Source organism: Duganella sp. Dugasp56, assembly GCF_047304105.1.
Classification (GTDB): Bacteria; Pseudomonadota; Gammaproteobacteria; order Burkholderiales; family Burkholderiaceae_D; genus Rugamonas; species Rugamonas hordei.
The window spans coordinates 18,216-45,151 of the sequence record NZ_JBGLYQ010000054.1; the positions used below are offsets into that span (position 1 = coordinate 18,216).

25 protein-coding genes and 1 pseudogene are annotated in these 26,936 nt (G+C 64.2%); 9 read left to right on the forward strand and 17 right to left on the reverse strand.

The features are described 5' to 3' along the window. Nucleotides 1-19: 19 nt before the first annotated feature. The gene (locus tag ACCD07_RS27890) at nt 20-970 is read left to right on the forward strand and encodes an SPFH domain-containing protein (protein ID WP_413449223.1); all 951 of its coding nucleotides are present in this window, start codon (nt 20-22) and stop codon (nt 968-970) included. A 9-nt stretch (nt 971-979) separates the two neighbouring features. After that, nucleotides 980-1,396 carry a DUF4259 domain-containing protein gene (locus tag ACCD07_RS27895; RefSeq protein ID WP_413449224.1) on the forward strand — a complete coding sequence of 139 codons (417 nt, stop codon included), beginning with the start codon at nt 980-982 and terminating at the stop codon, nt 1,394-1,396. A 1-nt stretch (nt 1,397) separates the two neighbouring features. Here ACCD07_RS27895 and ACCD07_RS27900 read toward each other — a convergent pair whose 3' ends face one another. The 5 genes from ACCD07_RS27900 to ACCD07_RS27920 form a co-directional block, all read right to left on the reverse strand. Further along, entirely contained in the window at nt 1,398-2,444 is a 1,047-nt protein-coding gene (locus ACCD07_RS27900; RefSeq protein WP_413449225.1) for a TIGR03118 family protein, read from the reverse strand. A gap of 84 nt (nt 2,445-2,528) precedes the next feature. Continuing rightward, entirely contained in the window at nt 2,529-3,224 is a 696-nt protein-coding gene (locus ACCD07_RS27905; protein ID WP_413449226.1) for a TorF family putative porin, read from the reverse strand. Next, a complete protein-coding gene (locus ACCD07_RS27910) occupies nt 3,221-4,573 on the reverse strand; it encodes a S8 family peptidase (RefSeq protein ID WP_353404548.1) in 1,353 nt (450 codons plus the stop codon). The genes ACCD07_RS27905 and ACCD07_RS27910 overlap by 4 nt, the downstream gene beginning before the upstream one ends. Then, the gene (locus tag ACCD07_RS27915) at nt 4,570-5,298 is read right to left on the reverse strand and encodes a zf-HC2 domain-containing protein (RefSeq protein ID WP_413449227.1); all 729 of its coding nucleotides are present in this window, start codon (nt 5,296-5,298) and stop codon (nt 4,570-4,572) included. Before ACCD07_RS27915 ends, ACCD07_RS27910 begins: the two co-directional genes overlap by 4 nt. Continuing rightward, the gene (locus tag ACCD07_RS27920) at nt 5,295-5,858 is read right to left on the reverse strand and encodes a sigma-70 family RNA polymerase sigma factor (RefSeq protein WP_176651078.1); all 564 of its coding nucleotides are present in this window, start codon (nt 5,856-5,858) and stop codon (nt 5,295-5,297) included. The genes ACCD07_RS27915 and ACCD07_RS27920 overlap by 4 nt, the downstream gene beginning before the upstream one ends. Before the next feature lie 103 nt (nt 5,859-5,961). On the opposite strand from ACCD07_RS27920, the gene ACCD07_RS27925 reads away from it, so the two are divergent. Continuing rightward, nucleotides 5,962-6,813 (forward strand): NAD-dependent protein deacetylase, encoded by an 852-nt coding sequence (locus ACCD07_RS27925; RefSeq protein ID WP_176651289.1) that lies wholly within the window; start codon nt 5,962-5,964, stop codon nt 6,811-6,813. Nucleotides 6,814-6,817: 4 nt separating this feature from the next. Here the strand turns inward: ACCD07_RS27925 and ACCD07_RS27930 are convergent, their stop codons facing one another. From ACCD07_RS27930 to smpB, 3 genes are all read right to left on the reverse strand, one after another. Continuing rightward, complete coding sequence (locus ACCD07_RS27930) at nt 6,818-7,366, reverse strand: FlgO family outer membrane protein (RefSeq protein ID WP_413449228.1); 549 nt, start codon at nt 7,364-7,366, stop codon at nt 6,818-6,820. Further along, entirely contained in the window at nt 7,367-8,047 is a 681-nt protein-coding gene (locus ACCD07_RS27935; protein ID WP_413449229.1) for a hypothetical protein, read from the reverse strand. It abuts the gene before it with no gap. 196 nt (nt 8,048-8,243) lie between these two features. Continuing rightward, nucleotides 8,244-8,693 (reverse strand): SsrA-binding protein SmpB, encoded by a 450-nt coding sequence (smpB, locus tag ACCD07_RS27940; protein ID WP_176651075.1) that lies wholly within the window; start codon nt 8,691-8,693, stop codon nt 8,244-8,246. Between the two features lie 75 nt (nt 8,694-8,768). Here smpB and ACCD07_RS27945 point away from each other — a divergent pair, with 75 nt between their 5' ends. Next, nucleotides 8,769-9,203 (forward strand): type II toxin-antitoxin system RatA family toxin, encoded by a 435-nt coding sequence (locus tag ACCD07_RS27945; RefSeq protein WP_353404555.1) that lies wholly within the window; start codon nt 8,769-8,771, stop codon nt 9,201-9,203. After that, nucleotides 9,193-9,489 carry an RnfH family protein gene (locus tag ACCD07_RS27950; RefSeq protein WP_413449230.1) on the forward strand — a complete coding sequence of 99 codons (297 nt, stop codon included), beginning with the start codon at nt 9,193-9,195 and terminating at the stop codon, nt 9,487-9,489. Before ACCD07_RS27945 ends, ACCD07_RS27950 begins: the two co-directional genes overlap by 11 nt. Here the strand turns inward: ACCD07_RS27950 and ACCD07_RS27955 are convergent. Further along, nucleotides 9,473-10,717, reverse strand: coding sequence for an esterase/lipase family protein (locus ACCD07_RS27955; RefSeq protein ID WP_413449231.1), 1,245 nt, complete (start codon nt 10,715-10,717; stop codon nt 9,473-9,475). The genes ACCD07_RS27950 and ACCD07_RS27955 overlap by 17 nt on opposite strands. Nucleotides 10,718-10,869: 152 nt before the next feature. On the opposite strand from ACCD07_RS27955, the gene ACCD07_RS27960 reads away from it, so the two are divergent. After that, nucleotides 10,870-11,721: a substrate-binding periplasmic protein gene (locus tag ACCD07_RS27960; RefSeq protein ID WP_413449232.1), complete on the forward strand. Its 852-nt coding sequence runs from the start codon at nt 10,870-10,872 to the stop codon at nt 11,719-11,721. A 12-nt stretch (nt 11,722-11,733) separates the two neighbouring features. Here the strand turns inward: ACCD07_RS27960 and ACCD07_RS27965 are convergent, their stop codons facing one another. The 7 genes and pseudogenes from ACCD07_RS27965 to ACCD07_RS27995 form a co-directional block, all read right to left on the reverse strand. After that, nucleotides 11,734-13,980, reverse strand: coding sequence for a glycoside hydrolase family 3 C-terminal domain-containing protein (locus tag ACCD07_RS27965; RefSeq protein ID WP_413449233.1), 2,247 nt, complete (start codon nt 13,978-13,980; stop codon nt 11,734-11,736). A gap of 36 nt (nt 13,981-14,016) precedes the next feature. Beyond that, on the reverse strand, nt 14,017-16,386 hold the full coding sequence (locus ACCD07_RS27970; protein WP_413449234.1) for a GH36-type glycosyl hydrolase domain-containing protein: 2,370 nt from the start codon (nt 16,384-16,386) through the stop codon (nt 14,017-14,019). 13 nt (nt 16,387-16,399) lie between these two features. Then, nucleotides 16,400-17,743, reverse strand: coding sequence for an MFS transporter (locus tag ACCD07_RS27975; RefSeq protein WP_176651068.1), 1,344 nt, complete (start codon nt 17,741-17,743; stop codon nt 16,400-16,402). Between the two features lie 103 nt (nt 17,744-17,846). Next, nucleotides 17,847-18,383, reverse strand: a complete 537-nt coding sequence (locus tag ACCD07_RS27980; protein WP_353404562.1) for a gluconokinase — start codon at nt 18,381-18,383, stop codon at nt 17,847-17,849. A gap of 107 nt (nt 18,384-18,490) precedes the next feature. After that, complete coding sequence (locus ACCD07_RS27985) at nt 18,491-19,519, reverse strand: LacI family DNA-binding transcriptional regulator (RefSeq protein WP_176651067.1); 1,029 nt, start codon at nt 19,517-19,519, stop codon at nt 18,491-18,493. A gap of 63 nt (nt 19,520-19,582) precedes the next feature. Beyond that, nucleotides 19,583-20,104 carry a DUF4124 domain-containing protein gene (locus ACCD07_RS27990; protein ID WP_413449235.1) on the reverse strand — a complete coding sequence of 174 codons (522 nt, stop codon included), beginning with the start codon at nt 20,102-20,104 and terminating at the stop codon, nt 19,583-19,585. 100 nt (nt 20,105-20,204) lie between these two features. Continuing rightward, nucleotides 20,205-20,552: pseudogene (locus ACCD07_RS27995) on the reverse strand (FxDxF family PEP-CTERM protein); the annotation flags it as partial. A gap of 372 nt (nt 20,553-20,924) precedes the next feature. On the opposite strand from ACCD07_RS27995, the gene guaB reads away from it, so the two are divergent. The 3 genes from guaB (at nt 20,925) to ACCD07_RS28010 (ending at nt 25,670) form a co-directional block, all read left to right on the forward strand. Then, nucleotides 20,925-22,397: an IMP dehydrogenase gene (guaB, locus tag ACCD07_RS28000; protein WP_070271573.1), complete on the forward strand. Its 1,473-nt coding sequence runs from the start codon at nt 20,925-20,927 to the stop codon at nt 22,395-22,397. A gap of 67 nt (nt 22,398-22,464) precedes the next feature. Then, nucleotides 22,465-24,075, forward strand: coding sequence for a glutamine-hydrolyzing GMP synthase (gene guaA / locus ACCD07_RS28005; RefSeq protein ID WP_176651063.1), 1,611 nt, complete (start codon nt 22,465-22,467; stop codon nt 24,073-24,075). 407 nt (nt 24,076-24,482) lie between these two features. After that, on the forward strand, nt 24,483-25,670 hold the full coding sequence (locus ACCD07_RS28010) for a tyrosine-type recombinase/integrase (RefSeq protein ID WP_413449236.1): 1,188 nt from the start codon (nt 24,483-24,485) through the stop codon (nt 25,668-25,670). Nucleotides 25,671-25,700: 30 nt separating this feature from the next. Here the strand turns inward: ACCD07_RS28010 and ACCD07_RS28015 are convergent, their stop codons facing one another. Then, complete coding sequence (locus tag ACCD07_RS28015; protein WP_413449237.1) at nt 25,701-25,955, reverse strand: helix-turn-helix transcriptional regulator; 255 nt, start codon at nt 25,953-25,955, stop codon at nt 25,701-25,703. Nucleotides 25,956-26,936: the final 981 nt, after the last annotated feature.

The following is a 26,936-nucleotide window of genomic DNA, read 5'->3' on the forward strand; positions in this document are numbered from 1 at the left end:
TCAACCTACGGAGAATTCAATGGATATCAGCATCGGCAACGTCACCTTCATCCTGTTCATACTGGCCCTGGTGTTCGTGTTCAAGACCATCAACGTCGTGCCGCAGCAGCACGCCTGGGTGGTCGAGCGGCTCGGCAAGTACCACGCCACGCTGGGCCCCGGCCTGAACATCGTCATCCCCTTCGTCGACCGCATCGCCTACAAGCACGTGCTGAAGGAGATCCCGCTCGACGTGCCGCCGCAGGTCTGCATCACGCGCGACAACACCCAGCTGCAGGTCGATGGCATCCTGTACTTCCAGATCACCGACGCCATGCGCGCCTCGTACGGTTCGTCGAACTACATCGCCGCCATCACGCAGCTGGCGCAGACCACCTTGCGCTCGGTGATCGGCCGCATGGAGCTGGACAAGACCTTCGAGGAGCGCGAGCATATCAACACCGCCATCGTCAACGCCATCGACGAATCGGCCGCCAACTGGGGCGTCAAGGTGCTGCGCTACGAGATCAAGGACCTGACGCCGCCGAAGGAAATCCTGCACGCGATGCAGGCCCAGATCACCGCCGAGCGTGAAAAGCGCGCGCTGATCGCCGCCTCGGAAGGCCGCAAGCAGGAGCAGATCAACATCGCCAGCGGCGAGCGCGAAGCGCAGATCGCGCGCTCGGAAGGCGACAAGCAGGCCGCCATCAACCGCGCCCAGGGCCAGGCCGCCGCCATCATCGCGCTGGCCGAAGCGAATGCGTCGGCGCTGCGCCAGGTCGGCGCGGCGATCCGCGAGCCGGGCGGCGAGGACGCCGTCAACCTGAAGGTGGCCGAGCAGTATGTGGGCGCGTTCTCGCAGCTGGCCAAGACCAATAATTCGATTATCATCCCGGCCAACCTGGGCGAGATGAGCGGCTTGATCGCCACCGCCATGCAGGTCGTCAAATCACAGAAAGATGCGCCGCTGGTCAAGCCGGCCAAGGCATAAGGAGCAACGATGGGAACATGGGCAGTGGACGCCTTCGGCAACGACTACGCGCAGGACTGGGCGGAGGACTTGAAGGAAACCAGCAATCTCGACGCGGTCGAGAACACGCTGGACGTGGCGCTGGAGGACAACGGCGACGAACTGGAAATGCCGTTCGCCGTCGAGGCGCTGGTGGCGATCGAAGTGCTGGCGCGGCTGCAGGGCAAGGGCGGCGCGCGCACCGAGGACAGCGCCGCCGTCGACGACTGGGCGGACGCGCGCAAGCCCAAGGCCAGGTTGCGCACCGACCTGGCGGAAAAGGCGGGCCGCGCCATTGAGCGCATCCTGTCGGAGCGCTCGGAGCTGCGCGAGCTGTGGGAGGAGAGCGAGCACTACCAGGAATGGCTGGCCTCGGTCGAAGACTTGCGTTCCCGCCTCACCGCATAAGTCACAGCATATCGATGCGGCCGTAGGCGCCGTGTTGCTCGTCGCCTGGGCCGGCGCTGAAGAACAGCGTGTTGGTCGGCTGGCTGTTGATGCCGGGACCGAAGGCGATGCCCCACAAGCCGTCGATGACGATGGCGCTGCCGTCGCCCCTGGCCAGCGTGCCGGCGCTGGCGCCGGTGACCGGATCATAGGCGTTGATCTTGCCGTCGCCGAAATTCCCGACCAACAATTTTCCGCTGTAGCTGCCGAAATTGGACGGCGCCATCGCCATGCCCCAGGGCGCGTTCAGGGCGCCGCCGCGCACCAGTTGCTTGAGCAGGTTGCCGGCCGTGTCGAACACGTCGATGGCGCCCAGGCCGGCGCCGGCCTGCTCGTCGTCGCCGCTGGTTTCGCGCTGGGCGTAGGCGACATAGATGCGGTCGCCGATGGCCTGGATGCCGAACGGCGCATAGCCTGCCGGCAGCGAGCTGTCGCTGAAGCCGCCCGGCAGCGCCACCTTGTTGAAGCCGGCGTCGAAGACGTCGACGCGCTTGTTGTGGAAGTCGGCCGCGTACAGGTAGTTGGCGTTGTTCCAGGTGGCGATCGCCAGGCCCTTGTACACCGCCTGCGCGGCGGCGCCGTCGTACACCTTGACGGCGTTGTTGCGGTCGACGGCCGGCGACCAGGCGGAGATGGCGCCGCTCTCATGGCTGAAGATGAACGGGCTGGCGCGGAAGTCGCCGCTGCCGTTGTAGACGATGCCGGTCGGCGCCGCCGGCGTGGCGACCACCAGCGTCTGCGGCACGCCGTTGCCGTCATACAGCGTCGAGCTGTCACTGCCGTTGTTGGCGACCCAGACGAAGCCGGCCGGATTGAAGGCGATGCCCCATGGATTGACCAGCTTGGCATCGGTGTGGGCGGCGCCGGTCGCGGTGTCGGTGACCAGGTTGGCCACGGCGAAGTGGGTGGCGGTGGCCGGCGGCGCCGCCATCGGCGGGTTGTCGTAGCCCCCGCCGCCGCAGGCGGTGAGGATCAGGGCGGCCAGCAGGGGGAAAGTCGAAGTGCGCATGGCGATTCCTTTCGAGAGCTCGGGTTGGTGGACTGTGGATTCCAGCCCGTCGCTCGCAGGTTTCGTCGTCGCTTGAATATATTTTTAGAAAGAATAAGTCGCGCTCATCGTCCAGGCCCGGTTCGATGACGGGGGGTAATGTATATAGCGTACGCCGTCGTCCTGGGTCTGCTCGCGCGCCAGCTGCAGGGTCCAATTGCCGATCGGGACACTGGCGCCCAGCTTGAGGTCGTAGCGTGAATTGGCGGGGATGCCGGGCCAGGCCATGCCGTGCAGCGTGTGCATCAGTCCCGCATGCGCGATCAGGTTGACGCTGGGGTGGACCGGATAGAACAAGTTGACTTCGCCATACAGCGTGCGCGCCGCATAGCCGAAGTAACGCGGCGAATAATACAGCCGCGTGGTCAGCCGCTCGCCGGATGCGCCGATATAGCATTCATTGAAATCGGTGGAGTGCAGCTGGGTGTAGGCGGACCGGCTGCAGCCGGCCTCCACGCTCCAGCCCGAGGCCAGGCGCAGCGCGTAGCCGGCATAGCCTTGCAGCTTGAGGCCGTTCCGGTCGCCGATCGACGAACCGCTGGCGAACAGGCCGCCATACCAGCCGGACGCGTCGTCGAGGTTCAGCGTCAGCTGCGGCACCGGGCGGCCGTCACCGAGCGACTGGCCACGATAGCGGTAATCCGATTGCAGCGCGGCGCTGCCGCTGAAATCGGTTTGGGCGGTGGCCTGGTGCCACGGCAGTATGCATAAAAGGGCGAGCGCGCAGCGGCGTAAGGTCACGGATTGAGGCCGCGTTGAGCGAGGCCGGCGGCGGTGCATGAGCAGCCGCAATTGCGGAGTAAGCGGGAGATGGTAGCGCATGCATCAATATTAACAGTGTTCGGCGTTTCGCCGGGCTGCAGCAGATGACGCAGCTGCACCGGTGTCGATGCCGGTTGCAGCTGGTCCATCAGCGCCAGCATGCCGCTGACATGGGCCGCCGCATACGAGCTGCCGCTGACGAAGGACCAGCGCCCGCCGGGCGCCGTGGTCGGAACGTCGGTCCCGGGCGCCAGCAGCGGCGGATCGCTGGCGGCGTCGGCCGTTGGCGGCGCCGGTGCCGGCGTCCTGCCCACGGCCGCCTGCGAGGCCACCGCCAGCACGCCGCGGTGGCTGGCCGGGAAGGCCGGTCCGCCGGCCTTGGCATCGATCGCGCCGACCACGCCGATGCCGCGTTCGAGCGCGACGTCGAGCAGCTTGTCGAGCAAGCGGTCGGGCGGGCCGGACAGGCTGAGGTTGATGACCTTGGCGCCGTTGAGAATGGCGTAGTTGATCGCCTTGCTGAGCGTGAAGCTGTTGCAGCGCGTGGCCAGGTCGGGCTGCTGCCAGCAGGCGCGCAGGCCCATCAGCCTGGCCTGCGGCGCAACGCCGAGTATGCCGCCGTTGCCGGCGCGCGCGGCGATGATGCCGGCCACGGCGGTGCCGTGGTTCTCGGCCGGGATGGCGGCGGCGTCGACAAAGTTGGCGTTGACGGCCAACTGGCCCTGCAGGTCGGGATGGCTGGCGTCGATGCCGCTGTCGACCACGGCGACCTTGACGTCGCGCCCGGTGGTGTAGCGATGCAGCTCGGCCACATGCCAGTAGCGTCCGGCGGGCTGCACCGGATACAGGGCATCGCCGCTGTCAGTAGGAGCCGTGCCGGCGGCGGCCATGCCGTTGAAGCTGGCGACCGGCTGCGCCCATTCGACCTGCGGATCGCGCGCCAGCACGGCGATGATGCGCTCGGCGGACTCGTTGTCCGGGTAGCGCATGACGTAGCAATCAAGGCCGAGCACCGGCATCGGCCAATCGTCGACCAGGGTCAGGCCGTGCAGCGTGGCCAGCGCCTCGGCGCGGCGGCGGCGCGCGCTGCGTCCGCCGTCGTCGATGTAGCGGCCGCCGTAGCTGGCGTCCGGACGGAAGTGGGTCGCCGGCAGCCGCAGCATGACCAGCAGCTGATGCGCGCCGGGGGCCTCGCCGGTGGTGACGGCCTGCGGCTGCACGATCTCGTCGCCATCGGGCGGCGCGGCCGTTTGCGCGGCGGCCAGCGGCGCCGATGCGAGACCGGCCAGGCAGGCCAGCAACATGCACAGACGTATCAGGGCGTTCACGGCGGGCTACCCGAATCCAGCGGCTCGGCCAGCTTGACGGCCGGCTCGGCGCGCAAGGCCTGCAGCGCACGGTCGCGGCTGGCGGCGGGCACATGCAGCAGATAGGCGTCGGTGACGGTCGGGCCGTCGACTACGCGCGCGCCCTGTGTCTGCAAGATGCGGCGCAGGTCGCGCTCGGTGGCGCCGGGCTGGAACACCACCACCATATTGCCGCCGTTGCTGACGGACGAGCCGAGCACGCGGTAGGCCGGCGCCTCGTCGCCGGGCCGTACCAGGAACACCAGCAGGCCGACGATCGCCACCCATTGCGCCGCCACGGTCCAGCGCAGCCAGGACGGCTGGTTGGCCGCCGCAGTCCGCCACCAGGGCTGGCGAGCAGCAACGGCGCCAGGCGCGGCGGCCGGTGGTTGGGCGGGAGCAGAGGCCAGCACGCCGCCGTCGCCGGTCGTGGCGTGCTCCTGCGCTCCCAGCGCGGGCATCAGCCGGGCCAATGCCCGTTCCATGTCGACGCCGTCAGGCAGCGCGCCGGACGCCGCCGCCACGGCAGCCTGCGCCCGCATCTCGCGTTCCCATTCCAGCTCCTGCCGGCACTCGGCGCAGGTTTGCAAGTGCTGCTGCACCCGCTGCGTCTCTTCCGGCGCCAGTTGCGACGCCGCATACCATGGCAGCAATTCCTGCACCGCCTGGTGCGCCGGGATATCCATCCTGAATATGCGCCCGTTCATCGCGTGCTCTCTCTTTCGTTCCACAACAAGTCTTTCAATCTGTGCCGCGCATGAAACATGCGGGTCTTGACCGTATTCAGCGGGCAATCGACCACTTCGGCGATCTCGCTGTAGGCCATGTCATGATAATAAGTCAGCACCATCACCGCCCGCTGGGCTGCCGGCAGCTGGTCCAGCGCGTCGGCCACGGTCTGGCGCAACTGGTGCCGTCCGATGGCCTGTTCCGGCTGGTTGCCGCTGTCGTCCTCGTACAGCGAGGCGTCCGACTCGACCGGATCGTCGCCGGCCTTCAATCCCTTCAAGGTCTTGCGATACGCGATCGCGAAGATCCACGTCGATACCTTGCAGCTGCCGTCGAAGCTGGCCGCTTTTTGCCAGACCACCAACATTGTATCGTTCACCACTTCCTCGATCAGGGCGGCGTTGCGCGTCATGCGGCCGATAAACCGCGACAAGCGGGAAAAATATGAGCGGTACAATGCTTCGAAGGCGAGCCGGTCCCCGGCCGAGACCCTGGCCAACAGTGCGACTTCATCCTTCTCGTGCTGCCCGTGCTGCATCCGACATCCTCCATTACCACAGTTAATACCTTGCCGAACGAAAACGGTTCTACGGACCTGGAAATTTTATGCCTCCATGCTACCACCGCGATTCTCGACTAACATGGCGCACATGAACCTGAATCAGCAACTCGACCATCTTGGCGGCTTTTTGCAACGGCACCGCCGCGTGCTGGTGCTCACCGGCGCCGGCCTGAGCACCGCCTCCGGCATACCCGACTACCGCGACAAGGACGGCGTCCGCCGCGGCCGCACGCCGATCCAGGGCCCGGATTTCCGCCGCGACGAGGCCGTGCGGCGGCGCTACTGGGCGCGCAGCATGGCCGGCTGGCCGACGCTGGCGCAGGCGGCGCCGAACGTCGGCCACCAGGCGCTGGCCGCGCTGGAGGCGGCCGGCCGCATCGACGGACTGATCACGCAGAACGTCGACGGCCTGCACCAGCGCGCCGGCAGCCGCAAGCTGATTGAACTGCACGGCAACATCCACGGCGCCATCTGCCTGGACTGCCGCACGCTGCACCCGCGCGCCGCCATCCAGGAATGGCTGGTCCAGGCCAATCCGGAGCTGGCCGCCAGCGCGGCGGCGGGCGTGGACAGCGTGGTGCCCGAATCCCGTCCCGACGGCGACGCCGAGGTCGAGCTGGACGCCTTGCAGCACTTCCACATGCCCAGCTGCGACGCCTGCGGCGGCACGCTGCAGCCGGACGTGATTTTCTTCGGCGACAACATTCCAGCCCAGCGCACGGCCGACGCCCTGCGCATGATGGAGCAGGCGGACGCGCTGCTGGTGGTGGGCTCGTCGCTGATGGTGTTTTCCGGCTACCGCTTCTGCAAGCTGGCGGCCGAGGCGGGCAAGCCGATCGCGGCCATCAACCTGGGCAAGACCCGGGCGGACGACCTGATCGGACTGAAAGTGGAGGCGTCGGCGGTGGATGTGCTGCCGCGCCTGGTATAGATCGCTAGTTCCGCTGCAGCATCGAGCGGACGATGGCTTCCTTGGCCAGCACGTAGTCCTGTCCGGCCAGCACGAAGTTGGTGTTGGGCTGGATCACCTTGATGTTGATGAACACCATGTCGCTGGTCTCCGCATACGAGCCGACCACGATGGCCTGGGCGTTGTGGGCGGTCGCCACTTCGCCGATCTCGCGCGTCAGCATCAGCTCGCCCTGGTTGCGCTTCAGGTAGACACTGTTGCGCAGTTTCATCTCCAGCATGCTCAGGCCGCCTTGCGCCAACCGCGTCGACAATTGCTCCGACACCAGCCGTCCCAGCGTCGTGGTCTGCTCCAGCGCGTCGATGTTGACGATGGTGGCCATGATCAGCGGCTTGTCGGCCAGCAGCTTGCCGCTCAACTGGTGCATCAGCGAATCGGCGGCCTTGTAGTTGGCGTCGATGAACTGGTTGGACGAGATGGTCGAATAATTGCCTTCATCCTTGGTCGGGGTGGAGGAGCAGGCCGCCAGCAGCAGCGGCAGGACCAGCAGGGACGCGCGTAACATCAGGGTCATTTACATGTCTCCACGGACTTTGAAGAGCCGGGTCAGCTTGGGTTCCTCCGGCTCCGGATCGACGATGCCGTAAAGGACGCGGTCGCTGTCGGCCACGTAGTACGCCGAGGTATTGCGCGCCACGTAGCGGAACTGGTCGGACACCGACACGGTGACGATGATTTCGGTCTTGGGCGTCGCGCCGGGGGCGAACTGGGCGTTGAACCAGTCGTAGGAGTCCCAGGCGCCGGCGGCCACGGCCAGGTTCAGCACGACCGGCGCTTCGATCTCGCTCAGCAGCCAGACGCCGGTGCCCAGCACCGCGCGCTCGCCGTGATAGCGGTATTGCGGACGGTTGGCGGTAAAGGTGACGGCCTGCACGTCCATGTCGATCTTGAGCGAGCCGGCCGGGGAGCGCGTGACCACGTAGCCGTCATTGACCAGCGAGGTGGTCAGCTGGGTCGACAGCGCGCGCTGGAAGGCGGACGGATCCCTGGGTTCGTTGATGAAGACCGGACGGGGCGGGCTCTTCTTGAGCTCGGCCACCACGCGTTTCTCGATGCTGTCGGAAATGACGCCCCAATGGTAAGCCGCTTGCAGCTTGGCCTGCTTGGTGGTCGGGAAGTTCGCGGCCAGCGGGGTCGGCGTGTAGCGCGATGCGCATCCCGCCAGTAGCAGAGCGGCTGCGGCTCCCAGGGCCATTGCAGTTTTCAGCGCCATTATTGCCTCGTCGTCAAAAGTACACTGTCTGGTTCGCAGGCGAACACCACCCGCGAATGTAAAATCATTCTGCTCCCAGTTTAGCATGGGTGTTTCTAATTAGAAACTCGTCAGGCAATAAAAAACCCGGCGCGGGGCCGGGTTTTGTACAGGACGCGCAACACTGGCGCACGGCGGATCAGCGGCTGTGGGTCTTCATGGCGGCCGCCACTTCGCGCTTACCGTCGCGATCTTTCTCTGTGGCACGCTTGTCGTGCATCTTCTTGCCCTTGGCCAGGCCGATTTCACATTTGATGCGGCCGCCCTTGTAATGCAGGTTCAGCGGCACCAGCGTGTAGCCGGAACGCTCGACCTTGCCGATCAGCTTGTCCATCTCCGCGCGGTGCAGCAGCAGCTTGCGGGTGCGGATGGCTTCCGGGTGGATATGGGTGGAGGCGGTCGGCAGCGCGCTGATATGGGCGCCGAACAGGAACAGCTCGTCGCCCTTGATGGTGACGTAGGCTTCCTTGATCTGGACCCGGGCATCGCGGATGGCCTTGACTTCCCAGCCTTCCAGGACGATGCCCGCTTCGTAGCGGTCCTCGATGAAGTAGTCAAAAAAGGCTTTTTTGTTGTCGGCTATGGTCATGAGATGGTATCGGTTAAACTACTGCTTCACGCATGGAAATGCGGATAATTCAACATCATAGCAAATGGTTAGACAATGGCAGTAGTGCACAAATCAGTTTTCCTCGGTTATAGCGCCCAGCAGATGTTCGATCTGGTCGCCGCCATCGAGGACTATCCCAAATTTCTGCCATGGTGCGGTGGTGTGGAAATCCGTGAACGGAAAGAAAAATCGGTGGTGGCCAGCGTCGGCATCAACTATCACGGCGTGCGCCAGAGCTTCACCACCGCCAACGAGAACACGCCATCGACCGAGATCAAGATGAAGCTGGTGGACGGTCCTTTCAAGTGCCTGGACGGCGTGTGGACGTTTAAAGCGCTGCGCGAGGATGCCTGCAAGATCGAGCTGGACCTGCATTACGAGTTTTCCAGCGCCATCCTGGCCAAGCTGGTCGGGCCGGTGTTCGGCATGATCGCCAACAGCATGGTCGATTCCTTCTGCAAGCGGGCGGAAACGGTATATGGCAGCTGAGACCTTCAATATCGAGGTGTGCTACGCCAGCGACGCGGTGCAATTCCTGCGCGCGCTGCGGGTGCCGGCCGGCACCACCATCGAGCAGGCGATCGCCATCAGCGGCGTGCTGCAGGAGGTGCCCGAGGTGGACTTGTCGATCATGCAGGTCGGCATCTACGCCAAGAAGAAGACGCTGGACACCGTGCTGCGCGAGCATGACCGGGTGGAAATCTACCGTCCGCTGATCGCCGATCCCAAAAACGCCCGCCGGCGCAAGGTCAGCAAGGCTAGCCCAGCCGCTTGAGCAGGAAATCGCGCGTGTCGGCGCTCTTGAAGAGCTCGGTATGCCAGATCTCGGATTGCTTGTGCTGCGGTGTGCCGATATCCAATATGTGGCCGTCGGCGATCTGCATGCCAGGCAGCGGCACGCCGCCGTAGGGGACCACCACGTCGTTGTCGGCGTCCAGCAGCAGGCGGTTGAGCAGCGCGCCGGTTTGCGCCAGCGCCGAGCGGCCATAGTCGAAATCGGCGCGCACATACCAGCTGCTGGCGCTGGTCAGCAGCGTGCCGCCGCGGTTCAGCTGGCCGATCAGCGCCGAACCGTTCGCCAGCGCCTCCACGCTGGGCCGGCCGAAGCCCAGCGACACCACCATCCGCGCCAGCGCTATCACCAGGTCCAGCGCCATGCCGCCGCTGAACGAGGCCAGCATCGCCGCCACGTTGAGGAAGTGCTGGATGTCGTCCGGCGAGGCCAGCGGCGAGCCCTGATTGGCCGCCGCCACAAAGAACACCTTGTCCACGCTGGCGATACGCCCCGCGCGCCGGTTGGCGATGGCGGCCAGCACGGCGTCATCGGAGTTCGACAACAGCGAGCGCACCACCAGTCCGCCACGGCTGTGGCAGACGATGTCGATGTTCCAGCCTGCATCGGCCGGCAGACGGGACAGCAGGTCCAGCGCATTCTGCTGCGGTGTCTTGGCGATGGTCCAGTGATCGTAGGCATAGACCCGGCCATCGTAGCGCGCCAGCAGTTGCTGCATGGTGGTGTCCGCGGCCAGGTCGCCGAACGCGCCCCCGGTCGAACTGAACACGCCGTGCACCAGCAGCAGCACCTTGCGTCCGCGCGAGGCCGCGAGATCGGCCGCCGTTGCCGGCTGCGGGGTGCCGGTGCGCAGGCTCAGCAGCGCCTCCGGCTTGTTGGCCGCTTCGATCTTCTCGATCATCGATTGCGTCAGCTGTTCCCTGCAGCGCAACGCGGCCTGCACGATCCATTCCCAGCGGCCCCGCGCGGCGGGCGCCAGCAGGGCCGGCTGCACGCCCGGCGCCGGAAAGATGAACTGGATGCAGCCGCTGTCCTGGTGGCGCACGATGTTCAGGTTGGCATCGGCGATCTGCGCGGCCGGCTGCGGCGCGGCCGTGGCCGGCATGGTGCCTGGCAGCAGCGCCGCCTGCCGCGCGGGCCGGACCAGGTCGGCATCGGCCGCATCCAGCGCACGTTGCAGCTCAGCTTGCTTAGCGGGCGACAGGCTCATAACATTCTCCTTCGTGGCTGTCGACAAGTGTACGTTGCCACCCAGGATCGGGGCGCGGCATTGATCAAGCGTTCGCAACACTCGGAAGTTTCCTGCTGGTACATGTCGGACAGCTACGTTACACTCTGGTTATCCCACACAATGAGCCCACGATGAGACGCTACAGGCGCAACTGGATCTGTTTGATTGCCGGTTTGTGGCTAAGTCCGGCCGCCGTCCAGGCGGGGGCGGGCTGTCCGTCGTCGACACGGGTCGGGCTCAGCGACCTTGGCTACACCGCATTCCGCGACAGCAACGGCCACATCGGCGGCATCTCGGTCGACGTCGTCAACGAACTCGCCCGCCGCACCGGCTGCAAATTCGAATTCCTGTGGTTCCCGCGCCAGCGCCTGTTCGTCGAACTGGAAGCGGGCCGCGTCGACATGACGATGGCCGCGCTGCGCACGCCCGAGCGCGACGCCTACGCGACCCACCTGCCTTACACCTACCTGCAATATGATTTGATCCTGACCGATCCCGGCGGGCAGCGCTACACCAGCCTGAGCGACTTTGTCGCGCGCGGCACGGGGCGGCTGAACGTCACGCGCGGCATGACCTACGACGCCGCCGTCGAGACCCAGCTGGCGCTGCTGGCCTCGGCCGGCAGGCTGGAAGTGGTCAACGATTTCGAGACGGTGTTCGGCAAGCTGGAAATGGGCCGCGCCGCCGGCACGCTGGCGACGCCGCCGATCTACACCAAGTATCTGAAGTCGGCGTATTTCAAGGACAGGGCGCTGGTGATCCCGATGCCGGAAACCACATCGCGCTTTGCCGGTGTCTACCTGTCGAAGAAGAACATCACGCCGGAAGTGCGGGCGCGCTTCACCATGGCGCTGAAAGCGATGGTGAGCGAGCAGGTCATCCCGATGATCTACGCAAAATACTTCGACGATGCGCTGGTCAAGCGCACCTTCCGCCAGGGCGCGGCGCCGTTGTTGACGGCCTTGTCCGCGCCCGAGCAGTAGCCGATTATCGGCTTAACGACCGTTGACGTTGACGGTCTGCGCGTCCAGGTGCAGCTTGACGCTGGCCGCCGGTGCGGCGCCCGCCGATTCGGCCAGGGTCACCAGGTAGTCGCCGGCGGCGATCCTCCAGGTTTTGCTGGCGCTGTCGTAGACGCCCAGCAGGCGCGGATCGATGCGCACGCTGGCTTTGCCGCTGTCGCCGGCCTTCAGCGCCAGCTTGTCCCAGCCGCCCAGGCGCTTCGGCGCTTCCCAGCCTCCGCCTACCGGCGACACATACACCTGGCCCACTGCCTTGCCATCGCGCTTGCCGGTGTTCTTCACGCTGAAGCTCACCTCGACGCCGCCGCTGGCCGCCTTGGCGCTCAGGTCCGAATAGGCGAAGCTGGTGTACGACAGGCCGTAGCCGAACGGGAACAGCGGCTTGTGGCCCTTCAGGTCGAACCATTTGTAGCCGACCGCCGCGCCTTCGATGTTGTAGTCGGTGGTGACCTTCTCGATGATGTTCTCATCCTTGGTCTTGTCGTCGCCGTCGATCACCTGGCGCGGCAGCTGCGCCACCGAAGCAGGGAAGGTGGCAGGCAGGTGGCCCGACGGATTGACTTCGCCGCTGATGACGCGGGCGATCGCCTTGCCGCCGCTGGTGCCCGGGTACCAGGCCTCCAGCACCGCGCCGACATTGTTCAGCCACGGCATGACGACCGGGCCGCCGGTCTGCAGCACCACCACCGTCTTCGGATTGGCCTTCGCCACGGCGGCGATCAGCGCATCCTGCGCGCCCGGCAGGTTCAGGTCCGGCGCGTCGAAGCTTTCGGCCAGCCACTGGTTGCCGAATACGATGGCGACGTCGCTGGACGCCGCCAGCTTGGCTGCGGCGGCGGCATCCTTGCCGTCGTTGTAGACGACCTTGGCCTTGGTCTGCGCGGCGATTTCCACCATCGGCGACGAGCGGTGGTACACGATAGGACCCGGGAAGTGCTTAGGTCCTTCGTTCGGCACCGCCGAACCGCCCAGCGGATAGACCTGCGCCGAACCGCCGCCCGACAGCACGCCGACGTCCGCATGGCCGCCGATGATGGCGATGGTGCGTACGCCCGCGCCCAGCGGCAGCAGGTTGTTCTGGTTCTTCAGCAGCACGATGGCCTCTTCGGCGTCGGCCTGGGTGACCTTGCCGTGGGCCGTGAAATCGATACCAGCGCTGGGCGAAGCAGGGGCCGCGACAGGGTGCTCCACCAAGCCGTTGGCGAACATGCTGCGCGTGATGCGCTTCACCATATCGTCCAGGCGCGACATCGGCACGTGACCGTTGACCACTGCTTCCTTCAGGCCTTCATTGAAGTAGGCCGCCTTGTCGAACGGGTGGCCGGACTGCTGATCCAGGCCGTTCATCGCGGCGGGAATCGTCGAGTGGGTCGCGCCCCAGTCGGACATGACGAAGCCGGGGAAGCCCCAGTCCTGCTTCAGCACCTGGTTCAACAGGTAGTCGTTCTCGCAGGCGTAGGCGCCGTTGACGCGGTTGTACGAGCACATGACGGCGCCCGGTTTGCCGCGCTCGATCGCGAACTGCAGCGCCAGCAGGTCGGACATGCGGCCGGCCTTGTCCTCGATCTTGACGTTGACGTGATTGCGGTTGGTTTCCTGGTCGTTGAACGCATAGTGCTTGACGGTGGAGACCACGTGGCTGGACTGGATGCCGCGTATCTGTTCGCCGACCATCACGCCGGCCAGCAGCGGATCTTCGCCGCCGTATTCGAAGTTGCGGCCGTTGCGCGGTTCGCGCATCAGGTTGACACCGCCGGCCAGCAGGAAATTGAAGCCGGTGCTGCGCGCTTCGGAGCCGATCATCGCGCCGCCTTCAAAGGCGCGCTGCGGATTCCAGGTGGCCGTGGTGGCCAGGCCCGAGGGCAGGGAAGTGCGCTCGTACGGCTTCTTCGACACGGCTTGCGTCGCCACGCCGACGCCGGCGTCCGACTGCCATTGCGACGGCAGGCCGAGACGGGCGATGCCTGGAATGTAGCCGGCCGAATCGGGACGGCCGTCTTTGGGCTGGGCGAAGTTCTTCGGCGAGAATTCGGTGGAGAAGTAGCCGAACACGGTCTGGATTTTTTCATCCAGCGTCATCGCCTTGACCAGCGCATCGGCGCGGACGTCGGCGGACTGCGTGCTGTTGAGCCATGGACGGCTATCGTCCGCGGCATGCACCGCGCCGGTTAACATGAGTGGATAAACCAGTGCCAGTGACAGCCAGAGACGCTTCTTCATATGATGCGGTGTCCTTATAATTTTGAGATGTAATGGTCAGCGCGGGATCAAAACTTCCAGCGCATATGCTCCGCCCGTAACGATACCGGTCACGCGGCCATCAGTCAAACGATTACCTCCCTGCCAGACCTGAATTTCATCGACGTCGGCCCGTTGTATAGACACCTTGAACGTCGCGCAGCGGAACTCGCGCGTGACCTTGATGCCGTCCCATTCCTTCGGCAGCTGCGGCCGTACCAGCAGGGCGTCGCCGTCGCCGCGCAGGCCGCACAGGCCTTCGATAAAGCAGCGGTAGGCCCACGACACGGTACCGGTGTTGAACAACTGGCTGGAGCGGCCGGCGGTGCGCGGGTACTCGTGATACGCGCCGCGATAGTAATTGGGGATGAATATCGGCAGCTGGCCGCGCTGCAGGTAATCGGCCTCGCCCGGGCCGGGTATCATCTGGCGCAGCAGCTGGTAGGCGCGGTCGCTTTCGCCGATGGTGTACAGGCTGTAGATGTAGAACACGGCGGCATGGTTGTAGACCGCGCCGTTCTCCGCCGATCCCGGGTGCTTCTGCGTGACGCGGCCGACGTCGTCGCGCATGGCGCTGAACGGCGGCGCGAACATGGCCACGCCGTACGGCGTCGCCAGCTGCTCCTCGACCTGCCCCAGCATCGACGCGCGCTGCTGCTCGCTGGCCGTGCCGCCGAGGATAGCCCAGGCCTGCGGGTTGAGCCAGATGCGGCCTTCGACATCCTTGGCGATGCCGAAGGTGACGTTGTCGTCGGTGATGCCGCGCGCGTACCACTGGCCATCCCACAGGTGTTCGTTGGCGGCGCGGTTGACGGCGATGGCGCCGGCGCGGAAGTGCTTCGCGCTTTCCGCCAGCGATGCGCCGGCGCCGCATTGTTCGCAGATATCCGCCCACAGGTTCAGCGCGTAGGCGGTGGCCACGGTCAGCCAGCCCGACACGCCGCGGCCCTTGTAGCCGACCATGTTCATCGGATCGCACCAGTCGCCCTGGGCGATGTAGCTCAGGCCGCGCTGGTCGCGCGACTGCAACAGCCAGTCCATGGCGCTGCTCACGCGTTCGGAGACGGTGAGGGCGATGCCGTTCTCGTGGCCGATCACGTCCACGTTGAGGACGTCGTAGTCGTTGGTTTCGTCGAGGTAGACCTTCAGCGCCACCGGCAGCCACACGCAATGGTCGGTGTGCGGCACCTGGTTGATGTATTTGAGCTCCGCGCCTTCGGCCAGCAGGATCCCGTCCGGCATGGCGCCGCTGGCTTCCTGCTGCGACAGCGCGTGCAGGAAGGCGTTGCGCATCACGCTGGGCTTGATGAAGCTCATGCCCATGTTGTCCTGCAGGTAGTTGCGGGTCTGCGGATCGGTGCTCAGGCGGTTGACGTCGCCGTGGTAGAACACCTGGCGCGGCAGCCAGTTGTTGACGAAGTTGTCCAGTTCCTTGTCCGGCGTTTCGATCTGCAGGCATCCGCGTCCGCCGGCGATGTAGCGGGCGTAGTCGGCGCGGGCGGCGGCGAAGGCGTCGGCGCTCAGGTATTTTTCGCGCACGGCGCGGATCTCGGCGTCGTCGAAGGCCGGGCCGAAGATGAAGCGGTAGTCGTGCGCCTCGTCGGCGGCCAGTGCCAGGCGATACTGCACCACGGCGGTCGGCGTCTCGTAGCGGGCGTCGCTGTTGCCCAGTTGTTCGTCCTGCAGCGAGCCTGGATTATGCAAGCCGCCTTCGCCCTCGAACGCCATCTGCCGGACTTCCCACGCCACCGGCGCTTCCTCGCACAGGAAGTAGGTCTTGTCCTTGAAGTCCTTCTGCTTGAAGTAGTCGGCCACCTTTTGATACGGCGTGACGCAGCTGGCCACCACGCCGCCCAGGTCCGCGCGGTATTCGCCGGACTGGTTCATCCACGACATGTAGCCGATCGGGAAGTAGGGGTAGACGCTCAGCTTGCGCGCCCGGCCCGACAGGTTGGTCACGCGCAGCGACCACAGCTCCACCACGTCGCTGACGGGCAGGCTCAGATTCAGCTCGACCCGCACGCCCAGGTGCTCGATGGTCCACGACAGGTCGCTTTTACCGACCGAGAAATTGTAGCTGTCCACCGGCGCGCGCACCGGCTCGTACGGCGCCGAGAACAGCTCGCCGGTTTCCTCGTCCTTGATGTAGAAGAAGCGGCCCGGATGGTGCGCGTAGTAGTTCTGCTCCGGCTGCATGAAGGTTTTCGCTTCCAGGTTGGGCGCGTACGCGTACTTGGCCGGCTCCGGCTGCATGAACTGCGCGGTGGCGTAGCCGCGGCAGGTCACCTGTATCATCATCTTCTGGTTCCACAGGAAGCCAGCCGCGCGCGGCATCGCCGTGGGGCTGGTCAGTTCGTAGCGGTCGCCGTCGTGGGTAGGGCCTAACATTGAAACTCTCCGTTTAAGATTGAGATTTGCGGGCTTCCAGATCCGCCTGGATCTGGACCAGCTTGGTGTTGTCGAGGTTGTAGAAGAACATGACGGCCACCGCGAGCACCGCGAAGGCCGCCGGAATGAAGGACATCAGCCAGACGATGCCGGCCTGCGAACCGGAAGTCTGGGCGACGTTGGCCACGTATCCGAGCTTGGTGAACAGCCAGCCGATGACCGCCACCGCGACGGCGGTGCCGAGCTTTTGCGAGAAGGTGGCGGCGGCGAAGGTCATCGCGGTGGCGCGGCGGCCGGTGCGCCATTCGTTGTAGTCGGCGGTGTCGGCGTACATCGAGAACGCCAGCGGCGATTTCGGTCCCAGCACCAGGCCGGTGGCGATCTGCAGCGCGAACATCAGCGTGACCTGGTCCTTCTGCACGAAGAAGAAGGCCAGCGACAGCAGGGCGGTGGTGCTCATCAAGATCATCATCAGCTTGCGCTTGTCGACGAAGCGCGTCAGGAACGGCGTGAGCGAAGCGCCGACGGCGGCCGAGATCATATAGGCGGGGACGAAACCCTGCATCAGCTCCGGCCGGCCGACCACGTACTTGAAGTAGTAGGCGGCGCTGGTGGTGCGCAGCGTGATGGTGATCATGATGATCAGCGCCAGGAAGAACAGCGCCACCCACGGCCGGTTGCGCGACAGGTCGCGGATGTCCTGCCACACATTGGACTGCTGCGTGGGCGCCGGCGCCACGCGTTCGCGCGTGTTGAGGAAGGTCGTCACGAACAGCGCGGAGGCCAGCACGCCCCACACCAGCATCGTCAGCTGCCAGCCCAGTTTGTCGTCGCCGTGGCCCAGCCAGCGCACCAGCGCCGGCGTGGCCGCCGTCACCAGCGTGCCGCCGGCAAAGGCGAAGATGAAGCGCAGGCCGTTGACGGTGGAACGCTCCTGCGGATCGGCCGACAGCACGCCGGACAGGGCGTTGTACGGGATGTTGATGCAGGTGTAGCAAACCATCATCAGCAAGTAGGTGGCGTAGGCCCAGACGATCTTGCCGCCCTCGGACAGGTCGGGCGTGGTGTAGGTCAGGAAGGCGGCGCAGGCCAGCGGCAGGGGAACCCATATCAGGTAAGGGCGGAACTTGCCGAAGCGGGTGGTGGTGCGGTCGGCGACGGCGCCGATCAGCGGGTCGGTGAAAGCGTTGATGATTTTAATCGTAAACACCATCGATGCGGCGGCGGCGGCCGAGATGCCGAAGACGTCGGTGTAGAAAATCAGCAGGAAGGTGGCGATATTGGTCCAATAAAAATTGAAGCCCATATCGGCAATGCCGTAGCTGATCTTTTCCCGCCAGGTCAGTTGTTTGTTCACGATCGCTTTCAGACAGATGTAAAAACAGGCAGTGAAGGAGGGCCCTCACTGCCCGAACGGGGCGCGTATGGATAGTACACCCCGGGGAGAGCTCGTTGGCGCTTCAGCCTGATGCTGGAGCGTCGAATTTGTTAGCGGTAACTATAATCTCGCGCACCAGCTCGCGCGGGTCCTTGCGGATATCGAGCACGATGCCGGCTTCGTCGTCCTGCAGCGGTTCCAGCGCAGCCAGTTGGCTGTCCAGCAGCGACGGCGGCATGTAGTGGCCGGGACGCGCCGTCATGCGCTGCGCGATCAGTTCGCGCGGGCCGGCCAGATGGGCGAAGTGCAACTGCGGATCGGCGCTGCGCAGCAGGTCGCGGTAGCTGCGCTTCAGCGACGAGCAGGACAGCACCAGGCCGGTGTGCCCGTCGCGCGCGGCGTGGATCTGCGCGTGCAGTTCCAGCAGCCAGCTGGCGCGGTCGGCGTCGGTCAGCGGCAGGCCGGCCGTCATCTTGGCCACGTTGGCGTAGGAATGAAAGTCGTCGCCCTCGATGAACGGCGCGTTCAGCGCGTGCGCCAGTTGCAGTCCGATGGAACTCTTGCCGCAGCCGCTGACGCCCATGACGACCCAGCGTATCTGACCCCTGTGTGTACTCATATTGCCCAATCAATGTTAGCGCTAACAGAATTAACCGAAGTGTAGACTTTTGGCTGGATTTGTAAACAAGATTTGATGTTGCGGTGCAGCAGGCGAGGGTGTCGCGCCTAGGCGCTTTCGCGCGCCATCAGCGTGAAACCCAGGTCGATCTGCTTGTTGGGCGGATCCTCGCCCTTGATGACGGCGCGCAGCAGCGTGGCCGCCTCGAAGCCGATGCGGTAGCGCGGCGTGCCGATGGTGGTCAGCGACGGGTTCATCCAGGCCGAGGCGGGCAGGTCGTTGAAGCCGCAGATCGCCAGTTGCGCCGGCACCGCGATGCCGCGCCGCTGGCACTGGTAGATGGCGCCGTGCGCCAAGTCGTCGTTGCAGCAGAAAATGGCGTCGCAATCGGGCGCCTGGGCCAGCATGCGGCCCACCAGCTCGGCACCCAGCGCGATGGTCGACGGCTCGCCCACCATCACCTCCAGCTTGATGTCGGCCAGGCCGGCGTCCAGCATCGCCTTGCGGTAGCCCTCGGCGCGCCGCAGCGTGCGCTCGTCGAGCTGCGCGCCGATGAAGCCGATGCGCTTGTGGCCCTTGTCGATCAGGTAGTTGGTCATCGCCCAGCCGGCCTGGAACTGCGAGAAGCCCACGGTCAGCTGCGACGGATCGGTGGACATGTCCATCATCGACACCACCGGCACGCGCGAATTGGTCAGGATCTGCTGCACCCGGGGGCTGTGGGTCAGGCCGGATAGCAGCATGCCGTCCGGGTTCGACTGCAGATAGGTACCGATCAGCTTTTCCTCTTCCTTGTCGGAATAGCGGGTGTTGCCGATCAGGATTTGATAGTCGTCGGCGTCCAGCGCGTCCTGGATGCCGGCCAGCACTTCGGTGAACACCGCGTTCGACAACGACGGCACCAGCACCGCGATCACCTTCGATTGCGACGAGGCCAGCGCGCGCGCGGCGCGGTTGGGCACGTAGCCCAGTTCGGTCACCGCCTGCTCGACGCGGTCGCGCAGCGCCTGCGACACCATGTCCGGCTGGGTGATGGCGCGCGAGGCGGTCATCGTCGCCACGCCGGCCCGCTCCGCCACCATCGCCAGGGTGATGCGGCCGCTGGCCCGGCTCTTGCCCGCTTGTGTCTTGATCATTATGGGTCTTGTTGGATGTTGATAGCGATATCATACGGCAGCATGCGCCGTGGCCGACAAGGGTTATTTGCAGCCGGCCAGCACTTTCTGGTTCTTTGTTGCCATTTCCGCACGTTCCTGGTCGCTCATGACGCCGCGTTCGCCGTTTTTATCGTAATTGGATATGCGGATGCCGTCCGCCAGCGCCTGCTGGTTTTTACGGGCTGCGTCGCAATTGGCGGCGGTGTCGGCTTTTTGCCTGGCTTCGTCGGCGGCTTTTTTCTCGGCGGCGGCAGCCTCGGTCTTGCGCTTGTTGAAATCGGCGTTGCGTTCGGCCAGCGTGGGCGGGCGCTTGGCGGCCGGTTCGGCCTCTGCCGTGTTGGCGGCCGGTTCCGCTTCCGCCGGGGCGTTGGGATTGAACGGCGCCTTGCCGGGCGCCTTCAGGATGCGTTTTTCCGGCACCGATGGCGGCGGAGGGCGGTCCGACAGTTGCTTGACGCCCTTGTCGTCTATCCAGATATATTGGGCCAGGGCCAGCGACGAGGCCGCCAGCAGCACGGCGCCAACGATGGCGCGCACAGGAACGAGGGAGTTGCGATGTTTCATAGGACGCTCCAGTAAGGCATGGACAGATTTCGCCATGATTTAGGGCAACTGTCAACCGGAGCGAACGAAACCCGCCATCATTTGATGGCGGGCAGAGACATCAGGACTGCTTGCGGCGACGGGCCACCAGACCCAGCAGACCCAGACCACCCAGCAGCATGCCATAGGTTTCCGGCTCAGGCACAGGCGTTACCGTGATGTGGCCGGAATATGCCGCCAACGGCGCACCGCTGGTCGTGCCCGAGAGCGTCAGCGTGAACGGAGCGGTCGACGTCAGATCGAACGCGCCGAGGCTGATCGGCGTGCTGTGATACAGGATCGACGGCGAATTGCCGTTCAGCGAAGCGGTCGTGATATCCGAGAAGTTGGCGCTGTACGTCAACACGACGTTATAGGCGCCAGCGGACAGGCCGGTGAAGGTCAGCACATCCGAACCGTCCGACAGCAGCCCGTCGCCGGGCAATGCCAGCCCGTTGAAGTCGAAGGTGACGTTGGGGAGGATGTTGAAGGTTTGGTCTGCAGCGTTCGCGGATAGTGCGGCGAAAGCCAGTACAGCAGGTGCGAGCAGTTTCAGTTTCATCGTAGAACCCCTAAAAAAAAGTCAAGTTGCCGGCTTATGAGCACCGGATCAGTTTGCCTAATGGCAGCGTTAAAATAGCAATATTTAAAAATTAGCGCATAAACAACACATATTCCGCGCTGCAATATTTAACAATTGAGATGGCAGTTTTCTGGAGGTAGCGAAACAGAAGTTTCGGCAGAGTTAGGACAGGGGGCGGTTTATTCTGTATAATCTGCTTTTGCGCCTATAGGAAATGCTATGCGTCTACTCCAAAAAGCACTCACGTTTGATGACGTGCTGCTCGTCCCCGCGTACTCGAATGTTCTGCCTGCCGATACGTCCCTCAAAACTCGTCTGACCCGCAACATCAGCCTGAATATTCCCTTGCTGTCCGCAGCGATGGACACGGTCACCGAAGCCCGTCTCGCTATCGCGATGGCGCAAGAGGGCGGCATAGGCATCATCCACAAGAACCTGAATCCCAAGGACCAGGCCCGCGAGGTGGCGCGCGTCAAGCGTTTCGAAGCCGGTGTGCTGCGTGATCCGATCACGATCCCGCCGACGATGAAGATCCGCGACGTCATCAAGCTGACCGAGCAGTACGGCATTTCCGGCTTCCCTGTCGTCGAAGGCAAGGAAGTGGTCGGCATCATCACCAACCGCGACCTGCGTTTCGAGCAGGAACTGGACGCCGAAGCGCGCGCCAAGATGACCCCGCGCGAAAAGCTGGTGTTCGTCAAGGAAGGCGCGGAAGGCGCCGATCGCGACGAGGCCAAGCGCCTGATGAACAAGCACCGCCTCGAGCGCGTGCTGGTCGTCAACGACGCGTTCGAACTGCGCGGCCTGATCACCGTCAAAGACATCCAGAAATCCACCGAGCACCCGCTGGCGTCGAAAGACTCGCAGGGCAAGCTGCTGGTGGGCGCCGCGGTCGGCGTGGGCGCAAAAGATGAGGAGCGCATCGAGCTGCTGGTTGCGGCCGGCGTCGACGTGCTGGTGGTCGACACCGCCCACGGCCACTCGCAAGGCATCCTGGACCGCGTGAAATGGATTAAGACCAAGTTCCCGCACGTGGACGTCATCGGCGGCAACATCGCCACCGCGGCCGCCGCCAAGGCGCTGGTTGAATACGGCGCGGACGCGGTCAAGGTCGGCATCGGCCCGGGCTCGATCTGCACCACCCGTATCGTCGCCGGCGTCGGCGTGCCGCAGATCACCGCGATCTCCAACGTTGCCGAAGCGCTGGAAGGCACCGGCGTGCCATGTATCGCCGACGGCGGCATCCGCTTCTCGGGCGACATTTCCAAGGCGCTGGCGGCCGGCGCATCGACCGTGATGATGGGCTCCATGTTTGCCGGCACCGAAGAGGCGCCGGGCGAAGTGATCCTGTACCAGGGCCGCTCGTACAAGTCGTATCGCGGCATGGGCTCGCTGGGCGCGATGTCGGACGGCTCGGCCGACCGCTACTTCCAGGACGCCACCATGAAGGCCGACAAGTTCGTGCCCGAAGGAATCGAAGGCCGCGTCGCCTACAAGGGCAGCGTGCTGGCGATCATCTTCCAGCTGGTCGGCGGCGTGCGTCAATCGATGGGTTACTGCGGCTGCGCCACCATCGACGAACTGCGCAACAAAGCCGAGTTCGTCGAGATCACCTCGGCCGGCATGCGCGAATCGCATGTGCACGACGTGCAAATCACCAAGGAAGCGCCGAACTACCGTTCCGGTGACTAAACCGTCCTTGCAACGCCGGCTCTTGGAGCCGGCGTTTTTCTATTCTCATCTTCATCAGTAGATACTCATGCACTCAAAAATCCTCATTCTCGATTTCGGCTCCCAAGTGACCCAGCTGATCGCGCGCCGCGTGCGCGACTCCGGCGTGTTCTCGGAAGTGTTCCCGTATGACGTCAGCGACGAGTTCGTGCGCAACTACGGCGCCGCCGGCGTGATCCTGTCGGGCAGCCACAGCTCGACCCTGGAAGGCGACGCCCCGCGCGCGCCGGACGCCGTGTTCGAACTGGGCGTGCCGGTGCTGGGTATCTGCTACGGCATGCAGACCATGGCCGCGCAGCTGGGCGGCAAGGTCGAGAACGGCCTGGTGCGCGAATTCGGCTACGCCGAAGTGCGCGCCCGCAGCCACACCAAGCTGCTCGACGGCATCAACGACTTCGTCACCGACGAGGGCCACGGCATGCTGAAGGTGTGGATGAGCCACGGCGACAAGGTGCTGGAAATGCCGCCGAGCTTCAAGCTGATGGCCAGCACGCCTAGCTGCCCGATCGCCGCCATGGCCGACGAGGAGAAGCGTTTCTACGGCGTGCAGTGGCACCCGGAAGTCACCCACACGGTGCAGGGCAAGGCCATGCTGGGCCGCTTCGTGCACGAGATCTGCGGCTGCAAGTCGGACTGGAACATGCCGGATTACATCTCGGAAGCGGTCGAAAAAATCCGTGCGCAAGTCGGCACCGATGAAGTGATCCTGGGCTTGTCCGGCGGCGTCGATTCGTCGGTGGCCGCCGCGCTGATCCACCGCGCCATCGGCGACCAGCTGACCTGCGTGTTCGTCGACCACGGCCTGCTGCGCCTGGACGAGGGCAAGATGGTGATGGACATGTTCGCCAAGAACCTGGGCGTCAAGGTGATACGCATCGATGCGGAAGACCAGTTCATGGGCCACCTGGCCGGCGTCGCCGATCCGGAGCAGAAGCGCAAGATCATCGGCCGCGAGTTCGTCGAAGTGTTCGACAAGGAATCGGGCAAGCTGGTCAACGCCAAGTGGCTGGCGCAAGGCACCATCTACCCGGACGTGATCGAGTCGGCCGGCAAGGGCAAGAAGGGCCAGACCATCAAGAGCCACCACAACGTGGGCGGCCTGCCTGAGCACATGAAGCTGTCGCTGCTGGAACCGCTGCGCGAACTGTTCAAGGACGAAGTGCGCAAGCTGGGCGTGGCGCTGGGCCTGCCGCACGACATGGTCTACCGTCACCCGTTCCCGGGCCCGGGCCTGGGCGTGCGCATCCTCGGCGAAGTGAAGAAGGAGTATGCCGACCTGCTGCGCCGCGCGGACGCCATCTTCATCGAAGAGCTGCGCAACACGCCGTACGAGCCGGTCGTGGTTCCCGGCTTCGATCAGGACAGCGTGCCGACCAACTGGTACGAGGCGACGTCGCAAGCGTTTGCCGTGTTCCTGCCGGTGAAATCGGTGGGCGTGATGGGCGACGGCCGTACCTACGAATACGTGGTGGCGCTGCGCGCGGTGCAGACGCAGGACTTCATGACCGCGCACTGGGCGCACCTGCCGCACTCGCTGCTGGGCAAGGTGTCGAACCGCATCATTAATGAAGTACGCGGGATTAACCGCGTGGTCTACGATATTTCGGGCAAGCCGCCTGCGACCATCGAGTGGGAATGATTCCGTAGCTGGTAGCTGCTGGCGTTGGCTGGCAAACGGACGAGATTAAGCCCCTGATTTTCAGGGGCTTTTTCTTTTTGGTCGCGCGAATTTTGGCAAACTCATGCAACGCAAAGCAAGAGGGCTTGATGGTCATCATGATGGCACGGCGAATTGGGGTAGATGATCCAAGGCAACGAATACCATCACAGCCTGAACAGTACGTGATGGTACTGTTGATGGTAGAAATTCGTGTAAGTATTTGATTTCTATGGTCTTTTTCGTCTGCCTTGGTTGGTTCGTGCGTTGATGGTATTTTTGCGGAATTTTACCCTTCTCCGCGAGGTCTAACTACATCTAGTTTATTTTCTAAGTTGTTGATTTTACGGTGTTTTTCCGATCGTGCTGGTATGCGACAGAGGTGCGAAATGCTAACAGACGCAAAGCTGAGATCCTTGAAAGGGCGGGAACGGCCTTATAAGGTCGCGGACCGCGACGGTCTGTATGTGTACGTCTCCACCGCCGGTGGGATTTCGTTTCGCTTCAATTACCGCGTCAACGGCCGCCAGGAGACGTTGACGCTTGGCCGGTATGGGGGAGGCGGCATGACCCTCGCCGAGGCCCGCACGGCCCTTGCTGAAGCGCGCAAGACTCTGTCCGGTGGCAAATCGCCCGCACGCACCAAGACCGAACGTATCCAGCGCAAAAAGGCACAGGAATCGTTTTCGGTATGGGCAGAAAGGTGGCTCGATAAATACAGGATGGCCGAGTCGACACGCGCGATGCGGCGACACACTTACGAGCATGACCTGAAGAAGGCGTTGGGGTCGTTACTGCTGTCAGAAATCTCGGAGCAGCAGCTGCGAGCTCTGTGTGACCGTATCGTGGATAGGAGCGCGCCGGCGGTGGCGGTGCATGCGCGCGAAATTGTGCTGCAGGTGTACCGGTATGCGGACGCGCGTGGCGAGCGGCATGCCAATCCGGCCGAAGGCGTTCGGCCGACATCGATCGCGACGTTTGTGCCACGCGATCGGGCCCTGTCTCCAAACGAAATCAAACAGTTCTACAAGTACCTGGAGCGGATCAATAGCGCACCGACGATCAAGCTGGCGTGCAAGATGCTCTTGTTGACGCTGGTGCGCAAATCCGAACTGACGGACGCGGCTTGGGATGAAGTCGATTTTGAACATGCGTTGTGGACGATTCCGGCATCGCGCATGAAGCGGCGCAATCCCCACAATGTCTATTTGTCGCGCCAGGCGATGGATATCATGGTGGCTTTCAAGACCTGTGCTGGCGGCTCGCGTTTCGTGCTACCGAACCGCTACGACATTGACAGGCCGATGAGCGGCGTCAGTCTCAATGGCGTGCTGACTAAGGTTATAGAAACCGCGAGCCGGGACGGTTGCGCGCTGGATGAATTTTCGCCCCACGATTTGCGGCGCACGGCGTCAACCCTGCTGCATGAGGCCGGGTACAACACCGATTGGATAGAGAAGTGCCTGGCGCACGAGCAGCGCAATGTGCGAGCTGTGTACAACAAGGCGGAATATGCTGAGCAGCGGCGCGAGATGCTGCAGGCCTGGGCCGACATGATCGATGAATGGACCAAGTAAGCATGGGTATTCGCCACTTTCTAAACTGGTCTATGGCTTTTTGTGACCGGGCCGCGGGCCTTGGCCTGCGGATGCTTTTCTTTCGGCGATCCATGCGTCCACCTCGGCGAGGTCCCATGCGACTTTGGTAGGACTGATGGTGAAGTGCTTGGGAAATTCTCCGCGCTGTTCCATATCGTAGATCGTGCGGGCACTGAGCGGCACTTTTTGCAGTAGCTGTGGACGCAGAATCAGGACACGGCCTGGAGCGAGCAGATCGTGGGTGGTGAGAGGGCGGGTTGTCATGGAGGTGCCTCGTGAGTAGAAGCTGTAGGTGGGGTTCTATGGTTTTTCTAGTGACGGGGGCGCTATTCATGTCCAGTATCGCGCGTTTATCGGATCGTCCGCCTCAGTGCGAAGGAGCTTCTTTTACTTGCATCAAAATACGATCAGTTTGACTTTCCGGTGGGGATATGAAGGGTCACTCATTGTCAACAACGTGACCGCATCGAGGCTACCGGGCAGCTGGTCGCCGTAAGCGGGAACCTGATTAGCAAGGCTTGCTGTAGCTTCGCATCGCCGCGGCGCCCCGGTGAACCATCTGGGGCCAAGGAAGCGGAGCGGGCTGCGGCGCGCCACGCGCCGGAGGTGCTGGCGGAATAGAGCCTGCGTGGGGTTTCAGATACTTCGCGCCGTCATGGGCATGCGGCGCCGCTGGGCTGGGCGCTGTCGCCCGAGGCGGCGCACTGGACGATTACCTACGCGGCGCAGGCCTATGTCGCCTACGCCTATCCGACTCATGAGCATTCGTTCGACTATGAGAACCTGATCCGGCAGCTGCACGCCGGTCACGGTGCTGCCGTCAAGCCGTAGGAAACGCCGGGCGAGGCCCTGCGGGCCCGTCCTCCTTGCGGGTCGCTGCGCTCCGTCCCTGCGGGACCGGACCTGTGGTCCGCCTCCAGTCCTCCTCTCGCAACGCCTGCTCATCAAGGGGCAGCTGCGCTCCCCCTTGGCCGCACGGCTAATCCCCGACACCCGCGCAGCGCTGCGCGCTCCGCTGACCCCGAACGACCTGAAGTGAGGGCAGGCCGCTTTCAAAGGCCATGCCAGCGATAAGGCCGCTGGCATGGCCTTTGAGCCGCCGCTCGCGCTATGAAGCCGGCCGCATCCCGCCCTGGGGCGCCTGCGGCGCCAACCCCACGAGGGCAGCATGGGCCGCGACGCCCACTGCATCCATCCCCCCACAAGCCCCCGGGTCGGGCGAGGGGGACTTGTGGGGGGATGGAC

What these genes read in the sequence shown, in the direction of transcription:
- ACCD07_RS27890 (WP_413449223.1), top strand. Translation starts at nt 20, where the DNA reads ATGGATATCAGCATCGGCAACGTCACCTTCATCCTGTTCATACTGGCC.
- ACCD07_RS27895 (WP_413449224.1), top strand. Translation starts at nt 980, where the DNA reads ATGGGAACATGGGCAGTGGACGCCTTCGGCAACGACTACGCGCAGGAC.
- ACCD07_RS27900 (WP_413449225.1), bottom strand. Translation starts at nt 2,444, where the DNA reads ATGCGCACTTCGACTTTCCCCCTGCTGGCCGCCCTGATCCTCACCGCC.
- ACCD07_RS27915 (WP_413449227.1), bottom strand. Translation starts at nt 5,298, where the DNA reads ATGAACGGGCGCATATTCAGGATGGATATCCCGGCGCACCAGGCGGTG.
- ACCD07_RS27920 (WP_176651078.1), bottom strand. Translation starts at nt 5,858, where the DNA reads ATGCAGCACGGGCAGCACGAGAAGGATGAAGTCGCACTGTTGGCCAGG.
- ACCD07_RS27925 (WP_176651289.1), top strand. Translation starts at nt 5,962, where the DNA reads ATGGCGCACATGAACCTGAATCAGCAACTCGACCATCTTGGCGGCTTT.
- ACCD07_RS27930 (WP_413449228.1), bottom strand. Translation starts at nt 7,366, where the DNA reads ATGACCCTGATGTTACGCGCGTCCCTGCTGGTCCTGCCGCTGCTGCTG.
- ACCD07_RS27935 (WP_413449229.1), bottom strand. Translation starts at nt 8,047, where the DNA reads ATGGCCCTGGGAGCCGCAGCCGCTCTGCTACTGGCGGGATGCGCATCG.
- smpB (WP_176651075.1), bottom strand. Translation starts at nt 8,693, where the DNA reads ATGACCATAGCCGACAACAAAAAAGCCTTTTTTGACTACTTCATCGAG.
- ACCD07_RS27945 (WP_353404555.1), top strand. Translation starts at nt 8,769, where the DNA reads ATGGCAGTAGTGCACAAATCAGTTTTCCTCGGTTATAGCGCCCAGCAG.
- ACCD07_RS27950 (WP_413449230.1), top strand. Translation starts at nt 9,193, where the DNA reads ATGGCAGCTGAGACCTTCAATATCGAGGTGTGCTACGCCAGCGACGCG.
- ACCD07_RS27955 (WP_413449231.1), bottom strand. Translation starts at nt 10,717, where the DNA reads ATGAGCCTGTCGCCCGCTAAGCAAGCTGAGCTGCAACGTGCGCTGGAT.
- ACCD07_RS27960 (WP_413449232.1), top strand. Translation starts at nt 10,870, where the DNA reads ATGAGACGCTACAGGCGCAACTGGATCTGTTTGATTGCCGGTTTGTGG.
- ACCD07_RS27965 (WP_413449233.1), bottom strand. Translation starts at nt 13,980, where the DNA reads ATGAAGAAGCGTCTCTGGCTGTCACTGGCACTGGTTTATCCACTCATG.
- ACCD07_RS27970 (WP_413449234.1), bottom strand. Translation starts at nt 16,386, where the DNA reads ATGTTAGGCCCTACCCACGACGGCGACCGCTACGAACTGACCAGCCCC.
- ACCD07_RS27980 (WP_353404562.1), bottom strand. Translation starts at nt 18,383, where the DNA reads ATGAGTACACACAGGGGTCAGATACGCTGGGTCGTCATGGGCGTCAGC.
- ACCD07_RS27985 (WP_176651067.1), bottom strand. Translation starts at nt 19,519, where the DNA reads ATGATCAAGACACAAGCGGGCAAGAGCCGGGCCAGCGGCCGCATCACC.
- ACCD07_RS27990 (WP_413449235.1), bottom strand. Translation starts at nt 20,104, where the DNA reads ATGAAACATCGCAACTCCCTCGTTCCTGTGCGCGCCATCGTTGGCGCC.
- guaB (WP_070271573.1), top strand. Translation starts at nt 20,925, where the DNA reads ATGCGTCTACTCCAAAAAGCACTCACGTTTGATGACGTGCTGCTCGTC.
- guaA (WP_176651063.1), top strand. Translation starts at nt 22,465, where the DNA reads ATGCACTCAAAAATCCTCATTCTCGATTTCGGCTCCCAAGTGACCCAG.
- ACCD07_RS28010 (WP_413449236.1), top strand. Translation starts at nt 24,483, where the DNA reads ATGCTAACAGACGCAAAGCTGAGATCCTTGAAAGGGCGGGAACGGCCT.
- ACCD07_RS28015 (WP_413449237.1), bottom strand. Translation starts at nt 25,955, where the DNA reads ATGACAACCCGCCCTCTCACCACCCACGATCTGCTCGCTCCAGGCCGT.